Origin of the sequence: Pararhizobium sp. LjRoot238 (assembly GCF_964252955.1) — a bacterium.
GTDB lineage: Bacteria > Pseudomonadota > Alphaproteobacteria > Rhizobiales > Rhizobiaceae > Pararhizobium.
The window spans coordinates 141197-155346 of record NZ_CAXUPP020000006.1 but is presented as its reverse complement, the minus strand read 5'-3'; the positions used below and the strand labels follow the sequence as shown (position 1 = coordinate 155346).

General features: G+C 59.4%; 11 protein-coding genes. 5 read left to right on the top strand and 6 right to left on the bottom strand.

The genetic code is table 11. The features are described from left to right. The first annotated feature begins 220 nt into the window (after positions 1-220). The 4 genes from ACSQ3F_RS29215 (at position 221) to ACSQ3F_RS29200 (ending at position 3771) form a co-directional block, all read left to right on the top strand. Entirely contained in the window at positions 221-1288 is a 1068-nt protein-coding gene (locus tag ACSQ3F_RS29215; protein WP_436103645.1) for a helix-turn-helix domain-containing protein, read from the top strand. A gap of 73 nt (positions 1289-1361) precedes the next feature. After that, positions 1362-2129, top strand: a complete 768-nt coding sequence (locus ACSQ3F_RS29210) for a hypothetical protein (protein ID WP_436103644.1) — start codon at positions 1362-1364, stop codon at positions 2127-2129. Positions 2130-2292: 163 nt separating this feature from the next. Further along, positions 2293-2904, top strand: a complete 612-nt coding sequence (locus tag ACSQ3F_RS29205; RefSeq protein ID WP_436103643.1) for a protein rhiA — start codon at positions 2293-2295, stop codon at positions 2902-2904. A gap of 336 nt (positions 2905-3240) precedes the next feature. Beyond that, positions 3241-3771, top strand: coding sequence for a hypothetical protein (locus ACSQ3F_RS29200; protein ID WP_436103642.1), 531 nt, complete (start codon positions 3241-3243; stop codon positions 3769-3771). Between the two features lie 794 nt (positions 3772-4565). Here the strand turns inward: ACSQ3F_RS29200 and ACSQ3F_RS29195 are convergent. The 3 genes from ACSQ3F_RS29195 to ACSQ3F_RS29185 are packed head-to-tail and all read right to left on the bottom strand — an operon-like array spanning position 4566 to position 7069. Beyond that, positions 4566-5141, bottom strand: a complete 576-nt coding sequence (locus tag ACSQ3F_RS29195) for a TadE/TadG family type IV pilus assembly protein (protein WP_436103641.1) — start codon at positions 5139-5141, stop codon at positions 4566-4568. A gap of 9 nt (positions 5142-5150) precedes the next feature. Continuing rightward, complete coding sequence (locus ACSQ3F_RS29190; RefSeq protein WP_436103640.1) at positions 5151-5678, bottom strand: TadE/TadG family type IV pilus assembly protein; 528 nt, start codon at positions 5676-5678, stop codon at positions 5151-5153. Then, a complete protein-coding gene (locus ACSQ3F_RS29185; RefSeq protein WP_436103639.1) occupies positions 5675-7069 on the bottom strand; it encodes a TadE/TadG family type IV pilus assembly protein in 1395 nt (464 codons plus the stop codon). Before ACSQ3F_RS29185 ends, ACSQ3F_RS29190 begins: the two co-directional genes overlap by 4 nt. A 510-nt stretch (positions 7070-7579) precedes the next feature. Here ACSQ3F_RS29185 and ACSQ3F_RS29180 point away from each other — a divergent pair. Further along, complete coding sequence (locus ACSQ3F_RS29180) at positions 7580-8584, top strand: AraC family transcriptional regulator (protein ID WP_436103638.1); 1005 nt, start codon at positions 7580-7582, stop codon at positions 8582-8584. Between the two features lie 305 nt (positions 8585-8889). On the opposite strand, the gene ACSQ3F_RS29175 is transcribed toward ACSQ3F_RS29180, so the two are convergent. The 3 genes from ACSQ3F_RS29175 to hemA all read right to left on the bottom strand — a co-directional run bounded on the left by ACSQ3F_RS29175 (position 8890) and on the right by hemA (position 14086). Then, positions 8890-10146, bottom strand: a complete 1257-nt coding sequence (locus tag ACSQ3F_RS29175; RefSeq protein ID WP_436103637.1) for an ABC transporter substrate-binding protein — start codon at positions 10144-10146, stop codon at positions 8890-8892. Positions 10147-10213: 67 nt separating this feature from the next. Beyond that, on the bottom strand, positions 10214-12313 hold the full coding sequence (locus ACSQ3F_RS29170) for a putative bifunctional diguanylate cyclase/phosphodiesterase (RefSeq protein ID WP_436103636.1): 2100 nt from the start codon (positions 12311-12313) through the stop codon (positions 10214-10216). Between the two features lie 555 nt (positions 12314-12868). Continuing rightward, entirely contained in the window at positions 12869-14086 is a 1218-nt protein-coding gene (gene hemA / locus ACSQ3F_RS29165) for a 5-aminolevulinate synthase (RefSeq protein ID WP_436102078.1), read from the bottom strand. Positions 14087-14150 lie beyond the last annotated feature (64 nt).

The following is a 14150-nucleotide window of genomic DNA, read 5'->3' as shown; positions in this document are numbered from 1 at the left end:
ACCAAGGAACGCCATCCTTTGAGCCTGCCGAAAGGCCCGCAACACCATATCGCCGATCTGAACCAGATACTCGGAATCCGCGAGCATAGTAGATTAGTGATTCCAGAGTAAATATATAAATCAATGTTTTAAAGATATCAAGAATACACACTCTTCTTTTTATTTCCAAAAGTTAAACCCTTAGTAGCAAGGGTGCCCTCTACCAGTCGGGGAGGGCCTTGTGCAGGATACAACCGAAGAGCTGACATCTCCGACGGGTGGGGAAGGTACAGTCGCGAGTTTCCATTTCACCACCACCGACACTCCCTCTCCCTTCGATGCTTGGCGTTCGCTTCTCATCATCCTGTTCGACAGTCTTCTCCCAAAAGCTCCCTCATCCGACGCGTTCCAGGCCAATCTCATCGTCCATCACTTCGGCACATTTCTGCTTTGCCGGAGCGTCGTCGATGGCGGGCGATATCGGCGTACGGAAGCGCGCCTTGCTTGGGACGATCTCGACCATATCGTCATCTCGTGTCTTCTGCGTGGCGGCGTCACGCTGGCCCGTCCTGCGGCGCGACGGTTGCGTCCGGGCGATGTGGCTGTGCTTGATCTTTCCGCACCCGTGGTTTTTGCGATGAAAGCCGCCGAGTCGATGCACCTGATCCTTCCGCGCACCCTGCTGCCATCCTCGGTTGCGCCGGAGCAGCCGGCGGCCGGTCGTATCTTGGCCAAGGATACGGCCATGGGGGTCATCATCCGGGGGGTGCTGGAGGCCCTTTCCGAGGCGGCGCGACGCCTGAGCACCGGCGAGTTGATCGCGCTCGGGACGTCTGTGCCCGACCTGCTCGCGTCGTGCCTGGGGCCTTCGGCCGCGGTCACGTCAACGGAAGCCAGGGGTGACCTCGGACGCCGGCTGCGTCGCCACATCGAGGAAAACCTCCATCGCAGCGACCTGACCCCTTCCCGGCTGGCGCGTGATCTTGGCGTTTCCCGTAGCCAGCTCTACCGGCAATTCGAGACCGGCGGCGGTGTTGAGACCTATATCCGCCGACGCCGTCTTCGGCGCTGCCTGCTCGCCTTATGCGATCCGCGCCACGCCGACCGGCGGATCGGCGACATCGCCTATGAAATGGGCTTCGCCGACGAGGCCCATTTCAGCCGTCTGTTTCGCCGAGCCTTTGGACTGTCTCCGAGAGCTGCTCGCACTGCGGTCCGGCTGGGTGACGCTCCGGGACTGGCCCTCATCCCGCCGCTGCCCGGCGGTGCGTCCTTCGCACATTGGTTGGCCGGATTGGGCGCCAGCTGAGTTGCGACCGCGGTCTTCGGGACGCTCGTCCAAGTTTTTGAAACGGCAGCCCAAGGACACCCTTAGGTGGAACATGTACGATCAAGCACAACAAATCGAGAAAACATTCAAGAAAAACAAACCATTGCACCAGAGCTGTCGCTCACCGAAAGGAAACGGACCGATGTCTACCCAGACGGCAAACACAGCCTCCGAGACGCCGAACGGCACACCCGCGGTAACCGAGATCACGTTCAACCTGACTGCCACGAATGAGTCGAGCGTGCCCGGCACCTCGTATTTCAGTGTCTTCCCGCCGAAGCTGACAAACCCAAAGTCGCAGATCCTCACCGCCCTGGTATCGGGTCCGACAACGCAAAAGACCCCAACGACGACATTGACGTGGCAAGGCGGGAGTGGCGCGCTGACCCTGCTTGCGCTCGCTCCTGGCACGCTGCTCAAGAGTGCGCAAACGACGCCGGTTTCGCTGGGCGACAGCGTTGCGGTGGCCTGGAGCGAGGGTGCTTTCACCTTTACCCCGACAACGGGCGGTCCGGCGGATGGCGTTGATGTGACATTTTCTCCCGGCATCCTGGCAGGCAGTTTCATCGGCCTGATCGCCGGGCCTGCGCCGATCCTTGTGCCTATCCCGGGTGACCAGTCGCCCTTAAGCCTGGAACCCGACCTGTCCCAGACCGTGACTGTGATTTTCGGCACCCCTTTCCAGTTCCCGAAATCCGATCAATCGGACGTGAGCAAGGCAACGACCGTTAGTTTCACGCAGGACGCCACGAGCAACAGTCCCACGGCCAACGCACAGATCACGGTGGGACTTGACAACCTGATCGTCGAAATCGGCTGACCGCTGATCGAGCTTGCCCGGCATCACGTCGCAAGCCGGGCATCTCCCTCGTCGCTTTCCCCCTCCATAAGCGGCGAGGGACAGACCGGCACCGTCTCAGCCCCGGGGGCGGTGCCGGCCACCCTTAGTCCTGGGCAATATCCTCAAACGAAAGGCAAAACCAATGACCAAGTATTCTCTGACATGCGTGAACAACTCTCAGCGTACCGGCAGCTTCGCTGTGTTCCAGAAGGCTCCGCCCACCACGGTTCCCGGCAACGTGTTTTCGCTGGCCTGGTTCGCCCGGCCGGCGGCGCAGAAAAGCCAGGTAACGTTCACCTGGAACCTCGACTACAGCTTCGTCTGGTCGCAAACCGGGCTGCTCAAGCCGGGTATCAACTTCGCGGCCTCACAGGCAATGCCGGCCGATCCGTATGGCCAGAACCTGGTCCAGCTCACGAAGGACGAGGCGGGTGCGACGACCTTCGCCAATGCGAACGGCGCTGGTGCACTTGGTTCTCTAACCATCCAGCAACTGGCCAACGTCGCGCCGAACCTGACCTCTGTCGGCGTTGGCATGTCCGGCTCCGGTACCTTCGCTGTTCAGGCGGCTCCGAACATGACGGCCGTCTTCACCCCGCATCCCAACTACTGGGTGATCTTCGGCAACTACGAGACAGGCGACGTCATGAACATCGAGGATGTGACCGGCGCCGTCGAGCTTACCTATGGTGGCTCCCAGACGTCGCAGACGGCAACGCTCGGTATCGACAACCTGATCACCGTCGCCTCCTGACCTCTACCGGCGGCGGCTGGTTCAGCCGCCGTCCTTCTCCCAGGATCGCCGAGGTCGCAATGCGCGAGCACATGCACATAAGCGTCGACGCCCACAATGGCATGGCAATTTCACCCGCTGTCAGGGCCTGCCCCAGACGCACGGGCCGGCGGAGCCGACCCAGCCTTAGCCTGGACGCCGGAGGCGGCTTGAGCCTGCCTCCTTAAACGCCTCACAGACACGGCGGCCGGCGAGCCTTCGCCCAACGCCCTCCCAGGTCCGGCGGCACGCGCTGCCGGTCAGCGCTCCTCGTATGGTGCGGGGAACGTTCACCTCCTATTGTGAAAGGAAACCGTTATGGAAGTAGCTCATCCTCCTGCACTGGTTGCGCAGGAAACTCCCTCGTGGTGCTTCGCCGCTGCTGAGGTCATGGTCAGGAACTACCGCACTCTCCCGTTAATGTCGCAGTATGCTATTGCCCGCCGGATCACTCTGTCGCTTGCAGCACTCGACCCCGCGGTTCAGGAGCAATGGGACTTAGCGCAAGCCCTGGACGCCTCTACCGAGCAGCACGAAGATGGGGGCGCCAACATGGCTAGCCAATTGGTACAGCTGGTGCGAACGCAATGGAATGCGTTCGATACAGCAGCGACGGGCGGTCGATTCGTGCAAAATCTCAGCCCTGAGTTGGTGCGAGGTGAGATCGATAATGATCGAATCTTCGTAGTTGGTACGACCATCCACTACTATGTTGTGTACGGGTATTCCGACAATGGAAATACTATGCAGGTTCGCGATCCTTGGCCGGCGGGCAAGGGTGGGCTTCGCACCGAAATTACGTTAACAGACTTCCAAGCTCTCGAAGCGCACGTCGCGATCTTCTTCTAAGCGGGTGGCGATATCGTCACCAAAGTCGCAGTCGATCGCTCGGCGCGTTCTTCATCTAGTATCAACGCTTACAAGCTGAGAATCTCGAAGAATCCCGGGAGGTCGGTTTATAATTCACCACGGCAAACTGTGTTTGCCGTGGGACAGCCCCTAAGCTGCTCGCAGCGCGAGCTTCAGTGCCGATTGGCGACGGCTGCAGATCCTCAGCCATTCCACGCTGCTCGTTTGACGGGGACTCCTGAGTTCCTATGGTCAGATTGAACTTCGAGGCCCGATTGATGCCATCGAGGGCGAAGATGCGGCAATGGGAAAACCAGTGCATTTTCGCGGCGATTTTGTTTTCAACTCTCGAGACACGGGCCAATCCAGCCGCATCGTGCCGTCGGTCTTAACCGGCCTCATCTTAAAGGCCGCGTTGGCACGATAGCACAAGAGCCGGCAACCGGCGGCTTGTTAGCTCACTCCAGAGCCAGACCGCCAAAGGTCCTTTCTCCAGCCCCAGCTGCACAAGGTAAGAGGCCTTGCTCTCCAGGCAACCAGCGATCGTGTCGGGGCATGCCGCCAAAGTCCGGCGGCAAATACAGTCCTACCAGGCAGGCTAGCACGTCGAATGGAAGGCGCCGATACTTCGAGGGCAGATGGCGCTGCTCGCCCAAGGGCTGATGCGCGAGCCGAAGTATCGCGCTCGATAAGGTCCCTTGGCCACCGAGGATCACCTGAGCGCGGGTGGAACACGGGAAGTTGGCTGCGCCCTCTTGCGGCAATGCGCCCTGCACGTGTGACGCGCACCCTCGCTAGCTGTAGGTGATCGTGTCGCCGTTGCGCGGGCGGGTGAGAAAATACTGCTCGTACTCATAGGCGCCGTTGCCGGTGAAGCTTCCGAACAGCCCCGACATTATCGTGTTAAGCCTGTACTCAACGCGTGTTACAATCATCTGCACATCCTCTTCCTGCAGCTCTTCGGGAATATCGATGGGTGATGCCTGTCCCGCTGATAGAGCAGTCGTCCCATAGGCCGACGACCAGGCGACCGTCGCATTCCCCTTCTCGTCGATGTCGACAACGCAAAGCAGGATGGTGAGGTCGTCGAGGTCGTAAGGCTGCAAGATCGAGCTGACGCCGGAAAGGATGCTGGAGACATCCGAGTTGATCCAGGCCGTCTGCATCGAAATCATTTCCCCCGCGGTGGAAGCCATCTGGTTCACCTTCCTACGGACCGCCAAGCCGTGACCGAGGTCGGCCAATCCAGCGAGGAGAAGGAGGAGAACGGGAAGCAGCAGCGCGAATTCGACCGCCGATGCCCCGGCGCGATCCTGCCAAAGCCGTCGCGGCAGGCACAATCTGAAACCACTTGCGAGAAACTTTGTCATCGGCGCTCCTCAGAAGGGCTCGTTGCGAAACAACACGGCAGCGCCAAGCACATAGCTGCCATCAACGAATGTCTGGCTGGAGAGCGAATAGAGCTTTACCACAGGTGACCAGGGCAGAAATGCCTGTACGAGAATGTAGTCGCTGCCATAACCGATGTTGAAATTCTCGGTGATTTTGACGTTGCCGTCGGAATCGGCAGGCATCAGGCCGGCTGCAGTGGAGATGTCGCTGACCACGTTTGCTACAACGAGCAGCTTGCTCTCGCAGTTGAGGAGATAGACCATATCCTCGCAGACGGCCTGCTTGAACATCGCAAGCGACGTCGCCTTCTCAGCCGCCTGCCCGGTCCTGATCAGCCGGGCGCTTTTGTGCACAGCGGCGTCGAGGGCGGTATCGACGAAGAACATCGCCGCGAGTTCGAGGATGCCGAAAATGAGCATGAAAAGCGGCAATGCGAGGATCGCGAATTCGATGGCCGCGGCGCCGTTTTTATCGCGGACAAGGTGGGGCAACGGTGAAGGGAAACGTCGCATCATTGTGTCAGCCGCACCGAGGTCAGGTACTGGCTGAAGAGCGTGGAGAGACCTTCGGTGATCTCGTCTTCTGACGCAGCCGATATGAAGAGGTCGGGCGAAGAGGCGCAGTCCTGCAAGGCGATGGGGATATAGTCCTGGCGACTGGTGCTGCCGCTGACGCCGCTGTGAAGGGTGCCGCCCCAGACGGAGGCCCAGCGACTGCCGGCCATATTTTTTGCCAGTGTCTCGCGGTATCCCCAGTCATCCGGGATAGCCAGATATTCTGTATAGAGAACTGCAATCGTAGCGTTTTTCTTCTGCACCCCAGTGCACCAGTCCGGATTCAGTGGCGTGACCACTTTTCGAAGGTTGCCGAGGGATGTTGGGCTGCGAAGCGTCGGCAAATCTTTCCTTTGCAAAACCCAGTTTCGCTCCGATTGAACTCCATCCGTCAACAGAAGCACGAGTTTCATGGGACTGGAAGATGACGACCCGTCACCGCCAGTCCCGATTTTGGTGGCGAGTGTCGTCAGGGATGTGTCGAAATAGGTGGCTTCTTTCGAGCTGGCGCTCGTCAGGCCGCTGCTGTCATCGGACAGCTTCTTGCGAGCCGCGCTGGTCGAATAAGTCGGTGCCAAGACCTCTGAAGTATCGTCGCCCAGACTATAGAGGCTGACCCTGATCCTCTTGTGGTCCTCGTCGGCTTCGTCGACCATATCCAGCACTTCTTCGACGGCGTCGAGCGCAACGTCGGAGCGGAGTTTGACGCCGAGCGCCTTGATGTAGTCATAGTAGGTCGGCGACAGTATCGCGCCGGTGGCTTTTTCCTTGACCGGATCGTCCGTGCTGTGACAGGCGAATTCACACGTGATATTGGGATCGCTGCGCAGCATCGCCTGGTCCGAGGATGTCGAGGCGAGAAGCATGGATGCCGACTTGTCGATGACGATGTGAACATCGAGATACGACGTCGCCGGTCCCTTGATGGCGCTGGTAACGCCGACAGGGACCGATTCGATGTTGGCGATCGTCATGATCGTGGTCGGCACCGTTCCCTTGGCGGTTGCTGTGATGGTGTGGCCCGTCTGGTCGATCTTGACGCCGGTGATGTCGTAGCTGGAGTCGCTCTTGTCTGCCTGAGCCTCGAACCACGCGATGACCTTTTGCTCGAGCTTTTCCTCGTCGTAAGTGTCGATCTGCTTGATGGCGGCGACCAGAGCGGCGTCGAGATCGGCCTGCATCTTGCTCTGGACGTTGTATGCGCGCGTGTAGTCCAGGCTTGCGCCAACTGCAAGGATCATCGGCACGGCGCAGATCGCAGCCGAGATGGCGACATTGCCCCGCCTGTCCGCGATCATCGATTTCATCCATGACGCGAGGCAGCTGCAACCAGAGGCAAGAGCGGAATTCATTATGCCGGGGACCTTCTCAGCTTGTTGAAGGCCGATGATCCACGACGAAGCTTATTCATCAGTCAACGATGATATGCCCATGCTGGCCAGATAGCGCAACAATATCCCGTCAGCGCCGAAAAATGCGCTCAGATTCCGTTTCGGCTTCCGCGTTTGTGCTTGCGGGCAAAATCGCCGGCTTCTGAAGGCATGGTCTCAATGCTTCTTGGCCCGAAAAGGCCGCCCGGTTGGGACCATGACGTCAGGCAGGAGCACCACTCGCAGCTATGCGCAAATGCGCGCAGGAGATGCTCACGGGGACGGCCGCATCCTGTCTCTGCTCATGATTTTTGCTTATAATGGATATAGCCTGCGCGAATGGGCTGATGCTGCAGCCGATAACGTGCGCGCGCCTATATTATTCTCAACTTAATTATATGATAATTGGAGGTTCGCGGCCTGCGTCCATGTGTTCCGCTTACGTAACCTGTCGCTCGAGTTCTCAAGGGCTCGTTCTTTTTTGGAGCTCTGATGAGGTACGTTACTCATTCTGCCTTCCGAATCGTGGAAGCCGATGCTGACGAGATGTCCGAGCACTATGCGAAGACATTATCCCCCGCCAAGGTAGAGCCCCTTAAACCGCGCCAACGAATTTCCGTAGAAGACCGGCACTACTCCGCCGGGCGCTACAGTGTTTGGAACGGGAAATGCCATTCGGGCATGAAGGTGGCGCTCGCCAGTGCGCCCGACGCCTACGTCCTATACCTCCCATCCTCGGGTGCTATGGAGATAGACGTCGGCCGAAACCGCATCGTATCTACGCCGACGACAGGTTTTTTGGGTGACATGTCGCACTTTGAAAAGCTGGTACTGCATGAGGACCGGAGCCATATCGGCATGGCATTCGAAAAATCAGCGATGATCCAGCAACTGAGTGAGCTGCTGGATGGGCCTGTCACAGACAACATCGAATTCTCTGGCACGGTTGATCTCGCAACTGTGAAAGGTTCACGGTTGATGGCGCTTGGAAACCTTGTCTGGAATTGCCTCGACGTTGATGATGCTGATCACCTCTCGCCGGCCGCAATCGAGCGTCTATTTCAGACGATGATGATCGTGCTTCTGGAGGTGGTCCCGAACAATTACTGGCCGCGGCTGACACGGCCGGTTTCTCCGGCCGTCCCACGACGATTGAAAAGAGCGATCGAATATATGTATGCCAACGTATCGCGTTCGATAACCGTCGCCGATATTGCGCGCGAAGCCGGCACCAGCGTGCGGGCATTGCAGGCTTCCTTTCAGCAGTTCAAGGACACCACGCCCTTGAACTATTTGCGGACGATTCGCCTCGAAGGCGCTCGAAAAGCCCTGGCAGACGATGCCAATTCCCTGTCTATTGCCGATATCGCGCGGAACTGGGGGTTTTCCCATATGGGCCGCTTTGCGGCAGCCTACTATGAGGCCTTTGGAGAAACGCCGTCAGAGACAGCCAAGATGCGCTGGAGCGAAGCCAGAAAGCGCAGCCTGAAAGAATAAAAGAACTTGGAAATCAATGCGGACGGCTTGCCCGACATACTCGGTGACACGTTGCCCGATTGCGGCAAGACGGTTGCAAGTACCTCATGGGTGGCCTGCCGGAGTGCTGAAACCGCCCATCGAGGTCACGTGATCGATGGGCGGGTATTGCTTGTGAGCATGGGGCCCTCATGGCCGCAGCATGCACCGCCTAAAATTGCCGCGACCAATATCAAATCTCAATGCGCTGGGCCATCGCAGTCATCGCTCCTCTTATTTTCCTGCGGAGTTTGTATAAAGCGTGCGCTAATCGGCCTCCGGCCTTTTCAACGCTGCGCGAGGATCTCGTGCAGCCGATGCTGTGCCGTCTGAGGCGTGATGGTCTGGTCGTTGAAGAAATCGGCAAGGACGCCGATCCAGCCTTCCGACATTTGCGACGGCATGGCCATGGACTGGGCGCTGACCTCGCCTTTCTTCTCAGCGATCATTTTCAAACCGAGCTGGCCACAGCGATCGAGCCCGCTTGGATCAACGTCGGTGCGCACCGGGAGCGAGCCCTTGATGCGGCTGAAGGCCACCTGGTTGTCGCGGTCGAGCACCATGCGGGCGAAGGCCTGCTGCGCCTCAGCGGCTTCCTCGCGGTTTGTCAGCGGAAAGGCAAAGGCATCGATGACCATGAAGTAGGCGATGGCAGTGCCGGGTACCAGACTGCAACCGAAGTCCTTGTCGACGGTGTAACCGCGAGCAGCAAGCTCGCCCTTGGCCCAGTCGCCCATGAACTGCATGCCGGCCTCGCCCCGCCCGACCGCCGCCGTGGCATCCGCCCACGTCTTGGTCTCACGTGCTGCCGCAGGCTCGGCATAGCGGGAGAGGCGACGCAGCATCGAGAGCGCCTCGATCATGCCCGGATCGTTGACCAAGGCCGGGTCACCGCTGATGATGCGGGCATATCCCTCGGATCCCAGCTTCTGATACATGATGTTGTTGAAAATCAGCGAAACCTCCCAGCGGCCTCCGCCAAGCGCGATAGCGAAGCGGCCACTCGCCTTGATCTTGTCGGCAGCGGCGAAGATCTCATCCCAGGTCTGTGGCGTTGTAAGCCCCAAATCACGGAAGATAGTTTCGCTTGTCCAGAGCCAGTTCTCGGCGTGAATGTTGGTCGGCGCGAAATAGATCTTGCCATCATAGCTGATGCGATCGAGCACGGCGGCGGGCAAGACGTCGCGCCAATGGTCGGTCCGGGCCACCTGTTCGATGTCCAGCACAATCCCCATCTCGGGCAACTCCCGCGAGCCCTCATTGGCATTCCATTGCATGACCGCCGGTGCATATCCGTTTGTGACGCGATCACTGACGATCTTCTGCACCTCTACCTTGTTCTTGGCCGGCATGTCGGCCCATTGATGACCAGCCACAGCCCAAGCTTTTCGAAAGATGTCGAGCGCCGCAGATTCACTTTTTGATACCCAGTAGTGTACGACGTCGACTGCCATTCCCTCTTCGGCAGCCGCTAGCTGTCCCTGGTACAAATTCGCAAGCACAACGGTCGCGGCGAAATAAAACCGCCTTGCCTTGTTCTTCATCGGTGTCTTCCTTTCGAATGAGAAAAATCAAGCTGCCGTCCGGGGGGCAGTGGCAGCGCCCAGCCATCTAGCCGGCGGTTCGGCGGATGTGGCGGGCCGCAGCACTCATCGCGGGCTCAGCGGCCAAGAGCCTCTTCGGCAGACGCTCGCTCGCCACCTCGGCGGGCTGCGGTTTGGCGAAGAAATAACCCTGGCCGATCTCACAGCCGGCGTTGACGAGGAAGCGTCGCTGCGCGTCGGTCTCGATGCCTTCGGCGACACAGCGTTTGCCCAGATTGCGGGAAAGGTCGATCATGGCGCGAACGATCTGCTCCGATCGCGTGTCGGTCCCTATGTCGGCGATGAAGCTGCGATCGATCTTCAGTTCGTCAAAGGGAAAGTCACGCAAGTGCACCAGTGAGGCAAATCCGGTTCCAAAGTCGTCGAGGGAGACTGAAAGGCCCTGTTCGCGGAAGCGCGTTACCGTCTCAAGGATGCGGTCGGCATTGCGGTTGAGGAAGACATCTTCGGTCACCTCCACCGCGAAGTCATGCCAGTCGAGGCCGTTTTGCCGAATGACCTCGGCGAGCATCTGGTAGCCATCCTCGCCGACCAGAAGGGCTTCGGGCAGGTTGATCGCGATCGGCCCAGGAATCAGCCCGGCGTCTTGCCAGGCCCTCAGATCGCGGCCGACGATCGTTGCCACCGAACGGGTCATGCCGCGGATGAGATGCGGCCCCTCCATCAATGGTAGGAAACGGCCGGGGGCCAGTATGCCAAGGCTGGGATGGCGCCAGCGCACGAGCGCTTCGAAACCCAGGTGCTCACCAGTCACCAGATTGACCTTCGGCTGGTAGTGCACGATGAATTCGTTACGGTCGACCGCAACAATGAGGGCGAGGGATAGTTGGTTTTCCTCCAGCCGCCGCGCCAGCGCCGCTTCGTCGAATATGATGGCTGTGTTGCGCCCGCTCTTGGCTGTGTAGAGCGCAAGGTCCGCAACACGCATCAGGCCCGGCTCATCCGTAGCATGATTGGGTACGACGGCCCCCCCGATGCTGGCCGAGACCCGCAAGGTGCGGCCCTCGAAGAGAAAATCCGCCGCGATCGTTTCCACGGCGCGGTTGGCAATGCCTGCGAGCGTGGCTTCATCATAAATTCCGGGCAAGAGCACTGCGAACTCGTCGCCACCCAGCCGCGCAACAAAGTCATCGGAGCGAAAGACCCTCTGGAGCGCGCTTGCGACATGACGCAACACCGCGTCGCCGGCCGGATGTCCGAAGCCGTCGTTGATGCTTTTGAACCGGTCGAGGTCCAGGAGCAGCACGGAAAAACCGGTGCCGTTTCGCCTCAGTTCACTGAACAGATTGCCGAGGGTGTCGCTAAAGGCAGATCGATTGTGAATCCCCGTAAGCGCGTCGGTATGGGCAAGTTGCTTCAGCTGATTTTCGAAATCCACTGTCCGGCGGTGCTCGTTACGCAACTTCTTCAGCAGGGGGCTAAACAGAAATGCGCTGGCCAGAGCGAGAGTGGCCGCGATCAGCGCAAGAAGAGACGTACTGATCATCTTGGCGTTATCGATGCTGATGTTGCTGCGATCGTGGGTGTGGTGGATAAGGTCGCTAAACTGGCGGGTTAGAGTGCCCTCCGAAGAGACGGCAAAGTCGATCGGCCCCCAGAAGCTATAGCGTTGCCGCCGCTCCTCGTTCTTGGCTGCGGTCACCCTCCCGGCACGCCGGAGGAAGTCTTCGAGGCGTCGATTGAGGTCGACGCGCAACAGCTCGGAAGTCCCGTCGCGAGGGGTGAGCTTCTCGAGGAGATTCTGGCCGATGCGGCGGTGGAGATCCTCCAGCTGTTCGCTCATGGTCCGAATGTCGGTGACGGCTTCGCGGATGTCGTCGACCATCGGCGCGATAATGTATTCCGGCAAGTTGGGATCGGTCGAGGCTCGCATCAGCGCCCGCGTCTGGTTGGCGAGTTGCTGGAAACGGATGAACTGGCTGCTGGTCAGGGAACTGATGTCCTGCTGCAGCGAATGGCGATCAAGGGCGACCATAACTGTCAGATATGTGGCCCCGATGAGGAAACTCATGACCACGACGGCGTTGGAATGGTTTCGCCCGATGGATTTGATATAGTTTTCGAGGGAAGATAGCGGCTTGGTCAGCGGGCTCGATCGTTTCAGCATCTTATCGGTGAATCCCTCGCCGGCACTTGCGTCCAGATGACCGCTCCGCACCCCCTTTCATCTTTGTCACGCTCAACTTTACTCCACTCCCCTTTTGACGATGGTTATCCCAACGTCTCGCTCCCGCCTGCTCGATGCGCCATCTCAATTTGCCCGTTTCTTTGACGCGCTTGGTTGCTGGATACATCTTGCTTGGACCGAACCAGTTTCCGCCCAACGCGATCCCAAAGGCACAAGGACATGGCGTTCCATACATTCGGCGAGCCAAGATTGGGGGTATGCTGGCTAACGGAACCTTAAAGAAGGACGTGGCCTTCCCTGATCGAAACAGTACGTGCGCATTCTGCATAGCATTTGCGTTTTCCGACCAACCACGCGAACGTTGTCGTCCAATGCAATGTGCTTGTCCGCACCGGACCGCGCCATAAATTGCAGGTAAGTGCGGGTATGAACGGCAAAGCAGATTGCAAGGCGGAGCACATGTGGATGCTCTCCGCCTTGCAGGGATTCTCCTCGTGCTGGCTTTCGCTGGAACTAACCGGTTGCGCCAGATGATCACGCAACGGCCCTCGCCAGCGCGCAGCGCGACCAGAGTTGGTGCAGCGCGCCGACCAGATGGTCGATATCGCCGTCCGAATGCAACGGCGTCGGCGTGATGCGCAGCCGCTCGGTCTTCTTCGGCACCGTCGGATAGTTGATCGGCTGGACGTAGATGCCGCAATTGTCGAGCAGAAGGTCGGAAATCCACTTGCACTTGGCCGCGTCGCCGACGATCACCGGCACGATGTGGCTCGGATTGACCATGTGCGGAATGCCGTTCCTGTCGAGCAGGTTGCGCAGGCGGCGAACCCGTTCCTGGTGGGCGAAGCGTTCGACCTGGCTTTCCTTGAGGTGCCGGATCGAGGCGACCGCACCGGCGGCCAGCGCCGGTGGCAGCGCCGTGGTGAAGATGAAGCCGGAGGCAAACGAGCGGATGAAATCGCACAGCGCGCTCGAGGCCGCGATATAGCCGCCCATGACGCCGAAAGCCTTGCCGAGCGTGCCTTCGATCACCGTCAGCCGGTGCATCAGGCCTTCGCGCTCGGCAATGCCGCCGCCGCGCGGGCCGTACATGCCGACGGCATGGACCTCATCGAGATAGGTCATCGCGCCGTATGTGTCGGCGAGATCGCAGATCTCCTTGATCGGCGCAATGTCGCCATCCATCGAGTAGACCGATTCGAAGGCGATGATTTTTGGCGCGCGCGGGTCGGCGGCCTTCAGCTTGGCTTCAAGGTCGGAGACGGAATTGTGCTTGAAGATCACCCGCTCGCACTTGGAGTGACGGATGCCCTCGATCATCGATGCATGATTGCCGGCGTCCGAAAAGACAATGACGCCGGGGATCTTCGAACAGAGCGTTCCAAGGGCCGCCCAGTTGGAGACGTAGCCGGAGGTGAACAGGAGCGCCGATTCCTTGCCGTGCAGATCGGCAAGCTCGCGCTCGAGCAGAACGTGGTAGTGGTTGGTGCCCGAAATATTCCGGGTGCCTCCCGCACCCGCGCCACACTGGTCGATGGCGAGTTTCATCGCCTCGATGACCTTGGGATGCTGGCCCATGCCGAGATAGTCGTTGGAACACCAGACGGTGACATCCTGCTTTTCGCCATTGGCGTTATAGCGGGTCGCCTTCGGGAATTGCCCGCGCTGGCGCTCCAGATCGGCGAACACGCGGTAGCGGCCTTCCTGATGCAGGCCGTCCAATTCGCCTTTGAAGAAACTCTCGAAATCCATCATCGTCTCCCGACTGCCGTACTGCGAGCAGCATATTTTCGGACTGTTTTCGGCGCCCGCGCGG